At 57.8% G+C, this 15,304-nt stretch carries 14 protein-coding genes and 1 pseudogene; 6 read left to right on the forward strand and 9 right to left on the reverse strand.

What is annotated here, in order from left to right:
* Window positions 1-11: 11 nt before the first annotated feature.
* Both O3S85_RS12565 and O3S85_RS12570 read left to right on the forward strand, forming a co-directional pair.
* Window positions 12-1,613 (forward strand): FAD-dependent monooxygenase, encoded by a 1,602-nt coding sequence (locus tag O3S85_RS12565; RefSeq protein WP_269540733.1) that lies wholly within the window; start codon window positions 12-14, stop codon window positions 1,611-1,613.
* A gap of 109 nt (window positions 1,614-1,722) precedes the next feature.
* A complete protein-coding gene (locus tag O3S85_RS12570) occupies window positions 1,723-2,262 on the forward strand; it encodes a hypothetical protein (RefSeq protein ID WP_269540734.1) in 540 nt (179 codons plus the stop codon).
* A gap of 364 nt (window positions 2,263-2,626) precedes the next feature.
* On the opposite strand, the gene msrA is transcribed toward O3S85_RS12570, so the two are convergent.
* From msrA to O3S85_RS12585, 3 genes are all read right to left on the reverse strand, one after another.
* Entirely contained in the window at window positions 2,627-3,157 is a 531-nt protein-coding gene (msrA, locus tag O3S85_RS12575) for a peptide-methionine (S)-S-oxide reductase MsrA (protein ID WP_269540735.1), read from the reverse strand.
* Window positions 3,158-3,312: 155 nt separating this feature from the next.
* Window positions 3,313-4,443: a hypothetical protein gene (locus O3S85_RS12580; protein ID WP_269540736.1), complete on the reverse strand. Its 1,131-nt coding sequence runs from the start codon at window positions 4,441-4,443 to the stop codon at window positions 3,313-3,315.
* 13 nt (window positions 4,444-4,456) lie between these two features.
* Window positions 4,457-5,134, reverse strand: coding sequence for a hypothetical protein (locus tag O3S85_RS12585; RefSeq protein WP_269540737.1), 678 nt, complete (start codon window positions 5,132-5,134; stop codon window positions 4,457-4,459).
* Between the two features lie 250 nt (window positions 5,135-5,384).
* On the opposite strand from O3S85_RS12585, the gene O3S85_RS12590 reads away from it, so the two are divergent.
* The 3 genes from O3S85_RS12590 to O3S85_RS12600 all read left to right on the forward strand — a co-directional run bounded on the left by O3S85_RS12590 (window position 5,385) and on the right by O3S85_RS12600 (window position 8,502).
* Window positions 5,385-6,740, forward strand: a complete 1,356-nt coding sequence (locus tag O3S85_RS12590) for a glycosyltransferase (RefSeq protein WP_269540738.1) — start codon at window positions 5,385-5,387, stop codon at window positions 6,738-6,740.
* Between the two features lie 132 nt (window positions 6,741-6,872).
* Window positions 6,873-7,445: a 23S rRNA (guanosine(2251)-2'-O)-methyltransferase RlmB gene (rlmB, locus tag O3S85_RS12595; RefSeq protein WP_269540739.1), complete on the forward strand. Its 573-nt coding sequence runs from the start codon at window positions 6,873-6,875 to the stop codon at window positions 7,443-7,445.
* Between the two features lie 262 nt (window positions 7,446-7,707).
* Window positions 7,708-8,502, forward strand: a complete 795-nt coding sequence (locus O3S85_RS12600) for a FliA/WhiG family RNA polymerase sigma factor (RefSeq protein WP_269540740.1) — start codon at window positions 7,708-7,710, stop codon at window positions 8,500-8,502.
* A gap of 258 nt (window positions 8,503-8,760) precedes the next feature.
* Here the strand turns inward: O3S85_RS12600 and O3S85_RS12605 are convergent, their stop codons facing one another.
* The 3 genes from O3S85_RS12605 to O3S85_RS12615 are packed head-to-tail and all read right to left on the reverse strand — an operon-like array spanning window position 8,761 to window position 10,928.
* Window positions 8,761-9,651 (reverse strand): helix-turn-helix domain-containing protein, encoded by an 891-nt coding sequence (locus tag O3S85_RS12605; RefSeq protein ID WP_269540741.1) that lies wholly within the window; start codon window positions 9,649-9,651, stop codon window positions 8,761-8,763.
* 3 nt (window positions 9,652-9,654) lie between these two features.
* Window positions 9,655-10,518, reverse strand: a complete 864-nt coding sequence (tatC, locus tag O3S85_RS12610) for a twin-arginine translocase subunit TatC (protein ID WP_269540743.1) — start codon at window positions 10,516-10,518, stop codon at window positions 9,655-9,657.
* Window positions 10,485-10,928, reverse strand: a complete 444-nt coding sequence (locus O3S85_RS12615; protein ID WP_269540744.1) for a GNAT family N-acetyltransferase — start codon at window positions 10,926-10,928, stop codon at window positions 10,485-10,487. The genes tatC and O3S85_RS12615 overlap by 34 nt, the downstream gene beginning before the upstream one ends.
* A gap of 198 nt (window positions 10,929-11,126) precedes the next feature.
* Between O3S85_RS12615 and ppdK the strand changes: the two genes are divergently transcribed.
* Window positions 11,127-13,883, forward strand: coding sequence for a pyruvate, phosphate dikinase (gene ppdK, locus O3S85_RS12620; RefSeq protein WP_269540745.1), 2,757 nt, complete (start codon window positions 11,127-11,129; stop codon window positions 13,881-13,883).
* Window positions 13,884-14,457: 574 nt separating this feature from the next.
* Here the strand turns inward: ppdK and O3S85_RS12625 are convergent.
* From O3S85_RS12625 to O3S85_RS12630, 3 genes and pseudogenes are all read right to left on the reverse strand, one after another.
* Window positions 14,458-14,892, reverse strand: coding sequence for a tyrosine-type recombinase/integrase (locus tag O3S85_RS12625; RefSeq protein WP_484487963.1), 435 nt, complete (start codon window positions 14,890-14,892; stop codon window positions 14,458-14,460).
* A 41-nt stretch (window positions 14,893-14,933) separates the two neighbouring features.
* Window positions 14,934-14,990 (reverse strand): annotated as a pseudogene (locus O3S85_RS21310) (hypothetical protein); the annotation flags it as partial.
* A gap of 11 nt (window positions 14,991-15,001) precedes the next feature.
* On the reverse strand, window positions 15,002-15,304 hold a 303-nt coding region (locus O3S85_RS12630), incomplete at its 5' end, for a phage integrase N-terminal SAM-like domain-containing protein (protein ID WP_269540746.1).

A 15,304-nucleotide genomic window follows, 5' to 3' on the forward strand; every position in this document is an offset into this window, starting at 1 on the left:
ATGTCCGCTCCATGAGCGAGTACGATGTGATCATTGTTGGCGGTGGGCCTTGCGGGCTCTTAACTTCGCTCTTGCTTGAGCGCTATGGCGTATCGAGCCTCGTGATCGAACGGCATCCGGATATCTCCATCCACCCTAAAGCCATGGGCATCATGCGGCGCACGGGGGAAATCTACCGCCAGCTCGGCCTTTATGAGCGCATGCGTGCGGCTGACCTGACCACCCGCGAACCACACGAGCTGACCATCTGGGCCAAGGGCCTCAGCGGGGAAATCCTCGGGCGGGTGCCCCACATCGAAGACGCCGGCAACGTCACCCCTTGCGTGCGCTTTCACTGCCCGCAGCCGCACACTGAGGCCGTCATTGCCCGCGCGATCAACGAAAGCCAGCTCGGCACGATCCTTCATTATAAAGACGTCATTGCCACGAGCGAAACCGAAGACGGTGTTACCGCGACCTACCAGGACCGTAATACCGGCGAAGAGACCACGGTGTCGGGCAAGTTTCTCATTGCCGCCGACGGCGCAGGCAGCCGGATCCGCCAGCGACTGGGCATCCAGGTCGAGGGACCGGGCGACATGGGGCACTTCATCAACACTTACTTTCGCGCCAACTACGGCCCCCGCATGGAGGAGCGTCGCGCCCTGCTTTACAACGCACTCGGCGAGGACTTCATGGAGTTTTTTGTCAGCGTGAACGGGCAGGACCTCTGGCTGATGCATCACTTTTTGGAGGACGGCGAAAGCGCCGGTGAATACACCGAGTCCCGCATTACGCAGATGATCAAGCACGCCTCCGGTATGCCTGAAGTGCCGGTCGAGGTGATCTCGATTCTGCCTTGGGTCATGAGCCCCAAGCTCGCGCTGCAGTGGCGACACGGGCGGCATTTCCTCGTGGGCGACTCGGCCGCGCGCCTCTCCCCCAGTGGCGGCATGGGTATGAACACCGGCCTCCAGGGCGCGCACAATCTCGCGTGGAAACTGGCGGCCGTGGTCAAGGGCGACGCGCCCGATGCCCTGCTCGACACCTACCAGGCCGAGCGGTTGGGCGTCGCTGCCGCGATCTCCCAGAGTAGCAACGAGAACTTCATGGAAATATACGCCATCGTCGAATGCGCGCTGCGGGGCGACTGGGACCGCGCCAAGGAAAAGATCACCCACAGCCGCCGAGCTGGCAGCGTGCTGGGCCTCGACCTTGGCCGGACCTACGAGCACGGTGCCTTCGCCCCCGACGGCACCGACGCCGCGACCAACGACGATCCACTCAATGACTATACCCCCAGCGCACGCCCAGGTGGACGCGCACCGCACTTCTGGCTGACCGAGGACCAGTCGACACTCGACCTTTTTGGCAATGGCTTTGCCCTGCTCACCGGGCCCGATGGTGCCGGTTGGCAAGCCGCGCTCGACTCTGCCGAGTGGCCGCTGAAAGGCGTGTTAGGAACGACCATGCATTCATTGACGGAGCCGGAGTTCCTCAAGCTCTATGGCATCGCAGCCGACGGTGCCGTCCTCGTCCGCCCAGATGGCTACGTTGCCGCGCGTTTCCAATCGATTCAGGATAACGGCGCGGACTGGCTCGTTGCGGCAGCTAAGGAATCAGTCGGCGCATAAGTTTTATAGCACCGTTGGAACGTCAGCAACATGGCGGTGGCCCATTGCCGCAAATTGCCATAGAATTACCATCGCCAACAAGCACGGAACCCATTTCAATCGCGCATAGATGGAACTCATTCCGGAAGGATTAGACCTCACTTCTGATAATCGCGGGCGGCTGGTGATCCGGCGACGTTGGTTTAACTTATCCGTCATACCGCTGACATTTTTCTGCATCGCATGGGATGCATTTTTGATCTTTTGGTATTCCGCAGCGGCCGGAATGGAAGAGACGCAGTGGATCATGATTGTCTTTCCCGTGGCCCACGTGGCCGTCGGCGTGGGGCTCACCTATTACTGCATCGCCATGTACGTCAACAAGACCGACCTGACGTTGTCCGCCGACGGCATGGAGGTACACACGTATCCCATTAAATGGCTTGGCGACCAATTCGTACCGCTTTCGGGGTGCGCCGGCGTGCTCGTTCGCGAGGAAACCGATTCTTACAAGAACAGCACCTACTACGTGAAGTATGCCGACTCGCAAGGCCGCGAAAAGAAACTCGTTAGCGGCATGAAGGCGCGCGAACAGGCCAACTTCATTCGTGATAAAATCGCCGAAACGCTCGGCGTGCCCAAGCTCAACGAGCTAAAGGGCAATGATTAGCGAGCTCGCCCGATCGACCTCGGGCCAACGAACAATCATTCTGAGCGCCAAGGGCGCGGGCTCATATTAGCCTAGGGTCAGCAAGGAGCGTAGCGACGAAGCGCAGCCCTAGGACTAATGATCCACACATAATTGGAGTGCTGAAAGCACGTCTTCATCATGCCTCTTGCAGCCGCCCCTTCAGGGCTCTAGCGACAGATTTGCTCACAACACCTAGGGCTGCGCTCCAGTCGCCCTGCGACTCACGCTGACCCTAGGTTAGTATGAGTTCGCACCTTTGGTGCTCATCTTCAAGGACTTATGGCAATCCGACTTGATCGCGATTGACTCTGTTGAAAATCCGCTGGCCCTCGGCTTCGGGACATCAGTCCTCCAAGCCAAGTTTGTCCAGCTTGGGCAGGATGACGAAGCGGCAGTAACCGGCGTTCTTGTTGTTATTGTAATAATCCTGGTGGTAGCCCTCCGCGACGTAGAACTTCGAGGCAGGGGTGATCTCGGTAACGATCAGGCCGTCGATCTTCGTTTGCGCGTCGGCCAGGGATTTTTTGGCGGTCTGCTCCTGCTCGTCGCTGTGAAAATAGATGGCCGAACGGTATTGCGTGCCGACATCCGCCCCCTGCCGGTTTAGCTGCGTCGGGTCGTGCATGCGCCAGAATACGTCGAGCAGTTGATCGTAGCGAATGATGTCCGGGTCGAACTTCACCTGGATCACTTCGGCGTGACCGGTCGTGCCGGTGCAAACCTCTTGATAGGTCGGGTTTTCCACCTCGCCGCCCATGTAGCCGGACTCCACGCTGGCCACGCCCGGCAGGCGCTCCATCACGGCTTCCGTGCACCAGAAACAACCGGCACCAAAGGTGGCGACTTCCAAATTTTCGGGGTTGGGCTCACTCATGTTTTTTTCAATTTCAAGTTCTGCGGTTCCCTTGGAACAGCCGGCTAGAACGGTAAACACGGCTGCCATTACAACGACCGCCAAGGGCTTGCGGGCAAAAAAGTTTTTAAACGTCATAGGGGATCTGTCGGATACGATAGCGTATCCTGACAAGATTACCAGTGCAGCAGGCGTTTAATCTCCAGCTCCAGCTCCTGCGCACTGCGGTAGTCGGTGAGGAAGCGGGAGTTGGCGACTTGCACCGGCTCGGGGTTTTCGGCACTCATCGCGACCTCAAAAAACAGCCCGAGTGACAGCATCGAATTGTAGTAAACGGGATTGATGCGCTGCAGTTCCAGCTTGATCTCGCGGTGGCGCAGCTCCATCGCGGCCTGCACCTCCGGCAGCGCCCGCTGTTCCCACAGAGCTGCACCGGCCATCCGCTGGTCCTGCCCCTTGACGTTTACGGTGACGATTGCCAGCTCGCGAACAAGGTCACGCGATTGCGGCATGGTGAAAAAAGGTGTCTCCCGGCTACGCGCCATGGCCTGAAAACCGACAGCCCACCACATCTCGAGGTCCTGCTTGTTGTCGAATTTATCGGGAAAGGCCTTCACCAGCACATAGTTCGGGTTGAGATCGTTGAGGAAGGCTGCCAGCACGCGACGGAAAAACGTGCGGTCAGGAATGCGGTTCTCCAGGAGGCGGAAAAACCACACGGAGTTTAGCGCAAACTGCTCCTGTTGAATCCCAAACGGACCGCGCGCGGTGAGTAGCTCTTCCAAGCCCAGCGGCGGGCGCTTGAGGGCTTTTTCGCGCTGCACATCGGCGTAGCCCGGGCGGATGCTCGCTTCGAGCAATTGCCCCATGGCGAGCTCCAGCCAATGCGGGGCGTTGTTTCCCGCTGCTTGGCCGAAGCGCCAGACAGCCGCGCGGCGCACCAGCGCACTGGCCAGGGCCTGGCAGACATCGCCAAAGCGGGTGTCCTCATTCCAGGCAATGTAAACGTAGTAATTCCCGTTGGGCTGGAAAGTGATCGTGTAAGGCGCGTCGATTTGGGAATCGGAGAGCAGCGTCACGCGAATCGGCAGGGACATATTCCGGATTTCCGGGAAATAACGCAGGCCGAGGCGTTCCATTTGGTCCGCCATCGAGCCGACGGTTTGCGTGCCGTCAAAGCTCAGCCCGATGATCTGAAAAATGCCATCACGGCTAGTCCGCTCCAGGATGTCTTGCGCCTGTGCCGGGCGGGCACATAGCGCCAACAGGCAAAGACCAAAAAACAGCGCGCGATGAAGGATGCCCATGGACGCAAGGAAACTACTGGCGAGTGAGCAACAACGAATCCCCGTCCAGCGAGACGTTACTCAAGCCGAGCCAGGAATTATGCAGCGCCGGAAATTGCTCGGTATTGGTGAAGACGCCGTACAGCGCACCGGATACCGTGGGGCCCACCACGACGGGAGGCAAGTGGGCCGAGCCCAGGTAGCTGTCGAAAGGCTTAAAGGCATAACCGCTGCCCGATGGCTCGAAAACACCGGTCGTCTGGTAGCGCATCTTGTGCGAACTGCCAAACATGCCGACCTCCACCGTCATGCCGATGGTCATGATACCGTTGGCGATGCGGAAATTCGGTGCCGTGGGCTTGAGCGTGATAAGGCCAGCCTCTTCCTCCGCGCCCTTGGGGCCGCCGAATTTGAAATTGTCCGAAGCCCAGCGGTTGAGGTCCTGCTCCTGCAGCCGGATGGTGCCCTTTTGCTGCTCGATGAAAGCGCGCAGCATGCCCTTGTAATTGCCGCCCCGATCCTGACCAATGATGTAATAAACAGTCTTTGGCTCGATTTTCTCCTCGTCGGGCATTTGGCGGACCTCGGTCGCCTCTTGAACCGACAGCGAGAGCAGCCCAAGCAACATGCCGATGAGCGCAGTGATCACCCCAAGCCCGAGGGATGAGTAAAAGTTACCCTCACTTGCTTGCTTCTTTTTTATTTTGGCCATGGCTAAGAATCGTCAAAGGGGTGGCGAGATGACGCCAGAGGACAATTAACCACGCATTATGAGACACTTACTCCAAATGCCAACGAAGAAGTGTGGTCAAAAAACGGTTAAAGTAAGCCGTGGTTTCGCCGCCGCCCTAAATAAATCCCCTTAGAAATCTTTGTGTTTCCGGCTTGCCGCCAAGGCCTGCAAATGTTGGTATACAGATTAATACCGAATCTGCCAAACTACACCGTCGGACATAACCATAGTGAGCGGAACCGCTTTAGAGCCAATCTCCCAGCCGGTCGTTGATCAATCGACCGAAGCAACCAAACCGCAAGTCGATGCTCCGGTCATTCAAGCGGCAACGACTGGGGAGAATCATTCGGCGCAGCTCAAGATCGCGTATCTGTTCACGACGTTTCCCGTAACCTCCGAGACCTTTCTCCAGCGCGAGGTCCGCGTGATGGCCTCTCAGGGCGTCGAGGTGGAAATCCATTCCCTCTGGCTCGGCGAGAAGGAATGGGAAGGCATTCCGATCAAATATTTCCGCCACCGCTGGCTGCTCAAGCTGCTTTACCTGCTGCCCAAGCATATCTTCCGCAGCCCGGGCGTCTTCCGTGAGTTGGGCGAGAATCTGCTCAAGTTCGACATGCCCTCCCTGCTCAATTTGGGCGAAACCATGCGCGGGATCGGCTGTGCCATCGTGCTGGCCGACGAGTTCAAGCGGAAAAAGCCGGACGTCTTTCACTGCGTTTGGGCGACCATGCCCGCGACCACGGGCTGGGTCCTCAGCCGGCTGACCGGTGTCCCCTACACCATGGGTGCTCACGCCTACGACGTCTTCAAGAAAGAAGGTGACTGGCTGCTGACGCCCAAACTGAAGGAGGCGCTCATTGTCCACACCACCACGGATTCCGCCCGACGCCATCTGATCGCCAAGGGGGCCAGCAAGGACAAGGTGCTCCTCATCCGCCGCGGTTTGGATCAATTTCCCCCGTGCAAAGTCCCACGCACCAATCGCCGCCCGCTGCGCATTTTGAGCGTGGGCCGACTGGTGCCCAAAAAAGGCTACCACCGCCAATTGGAAATCTTCCGCCAGCTCGCCAACGACGGCTTCGCGTTCGAGGCCCGCATCGTGGGTGGCGGCCGCTTGGAAGACAGCCTGCGCCAAAGACATGCCGAGCTGAATCTGCAAAACCACGTGGACTTGGTCGGACGCCGCCCATTCAACGAGGTCAAGAAGCACTACGACTGGGCCGACGTGTTGATTTTTACCGGCATCGTCGCCCCCGATGGCGACCGCGATGGTCTGCCCAACGTCATCCCCGAAGCCATGGCCATGGGGCTGCCGGTGGTTACCTCGCCCGTGTCAGGCACCATCGAAGCCATCCACCATGAGGAGACCGGCTTTATCGCCCGAAACGATGATTACGAGGCCTGGAAGCGGGCCTTGACCACGCTGCAAAGCGACGACGAGACCTTCCATCGTATTCGCGGTGCCGCACGCACCTGGGTGCTGGAAAACTACGACAATCAGGTCAACGCCGCCTCCCTGGCTACTCGGCTGAAGGACTCGATTAAGGCGCGCGTGTGCTCCACCAAATCACTCGGGGAGCGCTAAGTCCGCTCACGGAATTACCTGCACGGGCCACCAGCCGCATTTGTGGCTCTATGCAAATAGCGCTGCTATTTCCCGCAAACTTACTACGCCAATGCGCTTGCATGGGGGCGAAGCGAACGTAATTTAAGCACCATGCCAAGACGCCGCGCCAAAAACGTCCAAGCCCGCGCCAACGCCCACGTCTCCGAGCGCCAGATACTCGAGCGCATCGACGAAGACGAGCTCATTGAGCGCCTGGAGGCCCTCGACGAAGATCCCTTTATCCTCGCCCTCGACCAAGTGCAGGACCCGCACAACCTCGGAGCCTGCCTGCGCTCAGCCGAGGCCGCCGGCGCACACGCCGTCATCGCCCCGCAGCATCGCACTGTCGGCTTGACCGACACCGTCCGCCGCGTTTCGGTGGGTGCCGCGGACGAGATTCCTTACGTGCAGGTTGTCAATCTTGGCCGGACGCTGGAACGCTTTAAGGAGATGGGCATCTGGATCGTCGGCACGGGCGACGAAGAGAGCCAGCTGATCTACGACGTCAACCTCAGCGGCCCACTATGCATGGTGATGGGCTCCGAGGGAGCCGGAATCCGCAGCAAAACCGCTCGACTTTGCGATCACCTCGTAAAAATCCCCATGCTGGGCACGGTGGACTGCTTAAATGTGTCCGTGGCAACCGGCGTTTGTCTTTTTGAGGCGGTCCGCCAACGGATTTAAGTTCAGCCCGCAAAAATAGGCCATATTACCTATTAAGAAAAAGGGCCAATTGACGACCATAAGACCCTACCAGCTTTTCAGCTACTCAAAAGCATTGCGATTGCAATGTTTTTGCATACACATCGCAATCACCCGAACCCGCATTTTTGAGGGGGCTAAAATTTGGTAAATTTTTATAATATTGAATAACAACAGCTTAAAGAAGCACTTCAAATAGTGGCATGTGCAGTGCTATGATATTGGCATCAACCAACTAGTTATCATGTATGCCGAACACTCACACGCCGAAATCAAAGAAGAACATTCAGTCGCCAAAACTCGCAACGAACTGATTGAAGAATTCTACCCGCTCGTGCGGACAATCGTTAACAGCATGCTCTCGCACCTGCCGACTTGTGCAGACGCTGATGAGTTGCACAGCGTAGGCGTCACCGGCCTGATCGCAGCGATCGACCGCTACGAGCCACGCCACGCCAAAACCTTCCGTTCTTATGCGGGCACCCGCATCCGCGGTGCAATTCTTGACGAACTCCGCCGCATGGACGCCCTGCCCCGCACCCGCCGGGCCAAGGTCCGCAAGATGCGCGCCACCGTCGAAAAGCTCGAGCAAAAGCTGGGCCGCACCCCGAACGACGCTGAGCTCGCCAAGGAGCTGAAACTCTCCGGCAAGCAGTATGAGAAGTTCCGTGCCAGTGCCGAGCCGGTCATGTTCGTCTCCCTCGACCAGGGCAACTCCGCCACTTCGAGCGACGAAGAGCCAAACCTGCACGAGACCATTGCCGACGACCGGGACGTGCCCGTTCTACAGCGCCTCGAACGCACGGAAATGATCTCTGAAGTTTCACAGTTAATCGAATCTTTGCCCGAGCGCCAACGCTCCATCATTTTCCAGTATTATTACGAAGGCAAGCGCCTCTCCGACATCGCTGAAGTATTCGGCGTCACCGAGGCCCGCATCTGCCAAATCCACAGTCAGGCCGTCGCCAAGCTGCGCCGCAGCTTCCAGAAGATCAATTCCGGTGCGACGGTGGAAGAAGCCGAAGCCGCCATCGCCTAAGCATTCGTCTCCGGCATACGACGAACACTCACCGCGATAACTTTTTGAGCGGGAAGCAGCAATGCTTCCCGCTTTTTTTGTGCTGAATAAACAGAGAATTCTAAACAGGAAGAACGGGAAGCTCATCATTTTAAAAAAGAGTGGGCAGCACCGATTCGTAAGCCACCTAACCGCCAAGCGTTGTAATCTTAGCTGCGTTTGTTCACAAATTCAGTTTCGAAGCTTCCCGATCTTCCTGTTTAATTCCCATGCCTGCAGCTACCAGCTCTGCGCATATTTCTCCCGATAATCACTGGGCGACATCTGGGAGCGCGCGCGAAACCAACGGGCAAAATAATTTTGCGACCCGAAGCCCAGCTCGACTGCGATTTGCTTGATCGGCGTCATGGAACTGGACAGCTGGACGATGGCGGCATCGAGTCGGCGGTTGTCCCAATACTGCTTCGGCGTTTGGCCAAGCTCACGCACAAAGAGTCGGTTAATCTGGCTTACGCTCAGACCAATGCGTTGCGCAAGGTCCGCCTCGCGCAGCTCCCGGTCGATTGGCAACAGATCCAGAAATTGTATCGCCGAGCGGATGCGTTCATCCAGCCCATCGAATGGGTTAATGGCATTATCTTGCTTACGAAAGGTTTCGATCAGACAGCGGAGCCAGCCAAAAAACGTTTCGCGAATTAACAGGTAGCCGTCGATGTCGCTCGATTGGTGCCACAGATTCGTACGCACCGTTTCGGGAGCCCCCTCGCGAATGCACCCCAGCAGCTTACGGCTGCGTTCAAGCAGTTCGGGAAAATCCTCGTGCGCAAAGATCATCATTTCGTTGTGATCAAAAAACGACCGCCCATCCGGACGCGACAGAATGAAGCGCACCGAAATTATTTCCGCATCCGGGCTAAAATCCCGGCGTTGCAATTTCTTGGTGATAAATGCCCACTGCCCCTCGGTGGCGACCCGCTCCTCACTCTCGGAGGCGATGGTCAGCTGGCCGCGCTTCAAATAATAAATCGGAATGCCGGGCTCGATATCGCGAGGCAGCGAAAGATACCTCGGATGGATCACACCTTCGTAAGCCCACATTAGCTCGGTGCGGAGTTTTGCCCAATCCCGCATCGACGCGCCAATGGGCATTTTCCTGGCTGGCTGAGCCATCGGCTACTGCCACTCCTCGTTGGCTTCGTCTGGCTCGGGTTTGCGCGAGCGCAAGCGCCCACCGATAATCAGCGAGCCTTCGTATAGCGCCCACAGCGGCAGCGCCGTCACGCAAAGCGTCAGCGGATCGCCACCGGGCGTCACCAAAGCCGCAATTACCATGATGATAAATATCGCGTAGCGGCGCCCGGCCTTGAGCCGTTCCACGGTGACAATATCCAGATAGATCAGCAGAATAATGACTAGCGGCGATTGAAAGAGTAGCCCGAGCCCGAGCGTCGTCCACACAACCAGCCCATAATATTTCACCGGCGTCCACAACGAGGCAAAACCGAAGGCCTCCTCAAAACTCAATGACACATACAGATAGAACGGCAGGAGCAGGAAAAAACCGAGCGCCGAGCCGAGAAAAAACAGCAACAGAATCGAAAGGCATACCGGGCGCAAAACGTTCTTTTCATCATCGGTCAAACCCGGTGCCACGAAGCCCACGGTGAAGTAAACGATGAACGGCAGCGACAGCGCGATGCCACCAAAAAACGACAATTGCAGGATGAAGGTAAAAACATTCATCGGCCCGTCCGTGCGCAGCAGGATTTCGCGGTCGGGGTCCCCGATCAAGCTGTAGGCCTGATGCAGCGGCCATTGCAGGGCATCGGCAAACCATACACCAAAACCCAACACCAGCACACAGCCCAGCATCATCGCGCCCATGCTTTTGATCAGCACCCAGCGCAACTCCTCCACATGATCCCAAAATCCCATCACGCCGCCCGGGCTTTCGGGCGCATTGGGATCCGGTTCTAACGGCGTGGGATCGTTATTCATGACAGTTACTTTTTGCGCGAACGGCTGGGCGAACGCCACTCCATTTCCACGCAATTATCCAGATCAGATATTTTGCGAAAGCCGCGGCGCTCATAAAACTGACGCGCGGGATTGCCATTCAAAACCCTCAAGCGAACCGGAAGGTTGGCTTGCCGGGCGGCGTTGCATAAGTCTTCCACCAGCGCGGAACCGATGCCCTGCTCCTGGTATTCTGGGCTCACCTGAATGTCGCCCAAGAACAGACACTCTTCTTGCGGCTCGACTTTGAACATACCGATGTCCTTGCCACGCAGTTGGATAATGGATGTGAATTCTGGCTGAAACTTAGCGCGGAAAACAGACTTATCCCACGCGTGAGTAAGTTCTACATAGGGACGCATGAGCGATTCGTAGAACGGCTCAAGCCAGTCTGCGTCACTCGGCTTTGCCTGACGGAGCGTGATCTTCATGATAGTGCAAAAGTGCTAATAAGGCTTCGAAGCGTTTGTTGTCCAGCGTTACAGAATCAATGTTTAGTGCCCGCTTAAGCGGCAAATCGTTGACAGGGTTTGTAAAACCGCTTTTGTGTCACGTCTTTTCCGCCTCGCGACAAGCGAACGAGCGGACGAAAATTCGCATAAAAGTAAACCCATATATCATCACACAGGATGGCAACAAAAACGAAGAAGGCGAAGAAAGCCGCGAAAAAGAAAGTCGCGAAAAAGGCGGTTCAATACGTCTACGAGTTCGGACGCAAGACCCAGGGTAATTCCAAGATGAAGGAACTGCTCGGCGGCAAGGGAGCGAATCTCGCAGAGATGGCGCGCATCAAGCTGCCCGTTCCCCCGGGCTTCACCATCACCACGGAAGTTTGCACATACTTCTACGACAACAAGCTCAGCTACCCCAAGACCCTTGAGGCCGAAGTTAAGCAAGCTGTTGCCAATATCGAAAAGCAGACCAAGAAGGTCTTCGGCGACGAAGAAAACCCGCTGCTCTTCGGCGTGCGCTCCGGTGCCCGTGAGTCCATGCCCGGCATGATGGACACCATCCTCAACCTCGGCCTCAACGACAAGACCGTCGTTGCCCTCGCCGAGAAGTCCGGCAACGAACGCTTTGCTTACGACTGCTACCGCCGCTTCATCCAAATGTATGGTGACGTGGTCATGGGCGTGCAGGTCGAAGACGAAGACGCACACGAGCCTTTCGAAGAAGTCCTCGACGGCCTCAAGAAGGAACTGAAGGTCGAGAACGACACCGACCTCACCGCCGACAACCTCAAGGAGCTCATCAAGCGCTACAAGGCGCTGATCAAGAAGTTCACCAACTCCACCTTCCCGCAAGACGTTTACGAACAGCTGTGGGGCGCAGTCGGTGCCGTGTTCTCATCTTGGCAGAACGAGCGCGCGATCCTCTACCGCCAGAAGTACAACATTCCGGCCGAGTGGGGCACCGCCGTTAACGTCCAGACCATGGTCTTCGGCAACATGGGTGAAACCTCCGCTACCGGTGTGGCCTTCACCCGTGACCCGGCCAATGGTGAGAACGTCTTCTACGGCGAGTACCTCATCAACGCCCAGGGCGAAGACGTCGTTGCCGGTGTTCGCACCCCGAAGGAAATCTCCAAGCTCGCTGAAGAGATGCCCGCCGCCCACGCCGAACTCGAAGAAGTTCGCGCCAAGCTCGAGCAGCACTTCACCGACATGCAGGACTTCGAGTTCACCGTTGAAGACAACAAGCTTTACATGCTCCAAACCCGTAACGGTAAGCGCACCGGCCTCGCCGCTGTTCGCATCGCTTACGAAATGGTGAAGGAAAAGCTCATCGACGACGCCACCGCTGTAAAGCGCATCCCGGCTGACTCGATCTCCAGCCTCCTCGTGCCGATCTTCGACGAGAAGGAACTGAAGAAGGCCAAGCCACTGACCACGGGTCTGCCCGCTGGCCCCGGTGCCGCCGCTGGCCACATCGTGTTCTCGGCCGCTGCTGCGGAAGCCCAGGTTGCCAAGGGTAACAAGGTCGTCCTCTGCCGTGTCGAAACTTCTCCGGAAGACCTTCGCGGTATGATCGCCTCCGAAGGCATCCTGACCAGCCGTGGTGGTGTTTCCTCGCACGCCGCTCTCGTTGCCCGCCAAATGGGTAAGGTTTGCGTCTGCGGTGCCAACGAAGTCGTGATCGACTACGGCAAGAAGACCCTCACCGTCGGCAAGACCGTCCTGCGTGAAGGCGACTTCATCTCCATCGACGGCACCACTGGTGAAATCTACGCCGGTGCCATGGCGACCGCTCCGTCCGAAGTCTCCCAGGTGTTCAATGGCAAGCTGAAGCCCGCCAAGAGCTACACCTACCAGATGTTCGACCAGGTCATGAAGTGGGCGGACAAGTACCGCACCATGGGCGTCCGCACCAATGCAGACACCCCGGCCCAGTCCAAGCAGGCTGTTGCCCTGGGCGCTGAAGGCATCGGCCTTTGCCGCACCGAGCACATGTTCTTCGAAGGCGACCGCATCACGTTCATGCGTGAGATGATCCTCGCCACCGACGAAGAAGGCCGTCGCAAGGCGCTTAAGAAGCTTCTTAAGTTCCAGCGCAACGACTTCAAGGGTCTCTTCAAGGCCATGGAAGGCCGCCCGGTTACCGTGCGCCTCCTCGACCCGCCCTTGCATGAGTTCCTCCCGCACGACGACTCCAGCCGCCGCGCCATCGCGGAAGCGCTCAACGTCTCGCCGGAATTCATCAGCGACCGCGTCAAGGCCCTGCATGAGCAGAACCCGATGCTGGGTCACCGTGGCTGCCGCCTCGGTATCACCTATCCGGAAATCACCGAGATGCAGGCCCGCGCGATCTTCGAAGCAGCCGCAGCTTGCTTGACCGCCAAGAAGAAGATCAAGGTTTCCCCGGAAATCATGATCCCGCTCGTAGGCTTCAAGAAGGAGCTCGACCTGCAGGTTGAAGTCGTCCACCGCGTCGCCGCTGAAGTCATGGAAGCCAAGAAGGTGAAGATTCCTTACATGGTCGGCACCATGATCGAAATACCGCGCGCTGCACTGACCGCAGACCAGATCGCAGAGACCGCTGAGTTCTTCAGCTTCGGCACGAACGACCTGACCCAGACCACGCTCGGTATGAGCCGTGACGACGTCGGCACGTTCCTCCCGGACTACAAGGAGCTCGACATCCTGCCGCAAAACCCATTCGACTCGATCGACCAGACTGGCGTTGGCCAGCTCGTAAAAATGGGTGTCGAAAAGGGCAAGGCTACCCGCCCCGAGATCAAGCTCGGCATCTGCGGTGAGCACGGCGGCGAACCGAACTCCGTGAAGTTCTGCCACCAGATCGGCCTCAACTACGTATCCTGCTCGCCTCCCCGCGTGCCGGTTGCCCGCCTCGCCGCCGCCCAGGCTGCGCTTGCGGAAAAGAAGTAAAGCCGCTCCAAGCAACCTTTCCAAAGTCCCGGCCAATCACGGCCGGGACTTTTTTTGTGGGCGCCATTTGGAGAGACTGAAGAACGGCAGACGAAGGACAGTAATTGGAAACCGGAAATCGGTTAACCAAGGATGTAGCTCCGAAGTCAACGACCGGAACATCGAAGCCCCCATGTCCTGAGACCATAGCGTTACCGATGTCTTAAACACGCCGTCGATCCACCATCCTGCTGGCCCTTTTTCCTTTAATCTTTTTCCTTTTTCCTCCGCCTTTTTGGTTCGCCTTTGGCAAACCCAAAAGGCATACTTTCAGCATGAAAAATCGGCCCGCCAGAAGCCCCCAAAGCTGGCTAAGTATCGCCGACTGCGCGACCAAGCGTCGCCGACTGTAGCTCGAAGTGTCGGCGACACTTCTACGGAGCGTCGGCGACGCTTCCTCACACTTAAGGGCGTATGTTGGTCTGACATACGGGCGTATGTTGACTTGAAACAAGGGCGACAATTGCCTGCATTACGCCCGACCTTTTTCTGAAAGTCGCCCGATCTTTCTCCAAACCGCGTCCCGCGCGTTCGCTTACTCGGCCAAGCGATCCATGGGGCTGATGACGCCAAACGGCTTTTTCATCACGTGGGTATAGATCTGCGTGGTTTCAATATTCTCATGGCCCAGCAGCTCCTGCACCGTTCGGATGTCAGCGCCGTTTTCGAGCATGTGCGTGGCAAAGCTGTGCCGCAGCACGTGCGGCGAGACTGCTTTCTCGATTCCGGCTTTGCCCACCGCCCGACGAAAGGCCGTGCGATACGAGTTGGCTAACACATGATGACGCAGCCGCTCACCACTGCGGGGATCCGTGCCCAGCTCTTTCGCGGGGAAAACATACTGCCAGCTCAGCTGCGCCCGAGCCTCGCTATACTTCCGCGCCAAAGCCGTCGGCATGCTGGCCCCGGCGAACCCCGCCGCCACGTCCTGCACATGCAGGGCGCGCACCCGCTCAACCTGGTCTTGCAAGGCATTGCCCAAAATTGAGGCAGGACGCTGACGCGGTCTTCATCCCCTTTGCCCCCGCGAACCGTTACCTGCCCGCGATCAAAATCCAGATCCTTCACCCGCAGCCGGATCAACTCTGTCGACCGCAGACCGGCCCCATACTGCAGGCGGCCATCAGCCCGAATACCCCCGAAAGCGCAGACAGCAGGCGCTCCGTTTCCTGAACCGACAAAACCGTGGGCGTCCGCTGGCGCTTGCGCGAACGCACCGCCCCGCTGAAGTCCACCGATTCCTCACCCCGCACGTGACGGAAAAAGAACAACAACGCATTGAATGCCTGATCCTGCGCACTGGGTGCCAGTTCGCGCTCTTCCGCCAAGTAACTCAAAAAAAACGCACCACTTCCCGTGGCGAAACTGTCAATGCATCCTGG

Origin of the sequence: Cerasicoccus sp. TK19100 (assembly GCF_027257155.1) — a bacterium.
GTDB lineage: Bacteria > Verrucomicrobiota > Verrucomicrobiia > Opitutales > Cerasicoccaceae > Cerasicoccus > Cerasicoccus fimbriatus.

Excerpts from the sequence above, each read along its gene's own strand:
- O3S85_RS12565 (WP_269540733.1), top strand. The coding sequence starts at position 12 with ATGAGCGAGTACGATGTGATCATTGTTGGCGGTGGGCCTTGCGGGCTC.
- O3S85_RS12570 (WP_269540734.1), top strand. The coding sequence starts at position 1,723 with ATGGAACTCATTCCGGAAGGATTAGACCTCACTTCTGATAATCGCGGG.
- msrA (WP_269540735.1), bottom strand. The coding sequence starts at position 3,157 with ATGAGTGAGCCCAACCCCGAAAATTTGGAAGTCGCCACCTTTGGTGCC.
- O3S85_RS12580 (WP_269540736.1), bottom strand. The coding sequence starts at position 4,443 with ATGGGCATCCTTCATCGCGCGCTGTTTTTTGGTCTTTGCCTGTTGGCG.
- O3S85_RS12585 (WP_269540737.1), bottom strand. The coding sequence starts at position 5,134 with ATGGCCAAAATAAAAAAGAAGCAAGCAAGTGAGGGTAACTTTTACTCA.
- rlmB (WP_269540739.1), top strand. The coding sequence starts at position 6,873 with ATGCCAAGACGCCGCGCCAAAAACGTCCAAGCCCGCGCCAACGCCCAC.
- O3S85_RS12600 (WP_269540740.1), top strand. The coding sequence starts at position 7,708 with ATGTATGCCGAACACTCACACGCCGAAATCAAAGAAGAACATTCAGTC.
- O3S85_RS12605 (WP_269540741.1), bottom strand. The coding sequence starts at position 9,651 with ATGGCTCAGCCAGCCAGGAAAATGCCCATTGGCGCGTCGATGCGGGAT.
- O3S85_RS12615 (WP_269540744.1), bottom strand. The coding sequence starts at position 10,928 with ATGAAGATCACGCTCCGTCAGGCAAAGCCGAGTGACGCAGACTGGCTT.
- ppdK (WP_269540745.1), top strand. The coding sequence starts at position 11,127 with ATGGCAACAAAAACGAAGAAGGCGAAGAAAGCCGCGAAAAAGAAAGTC.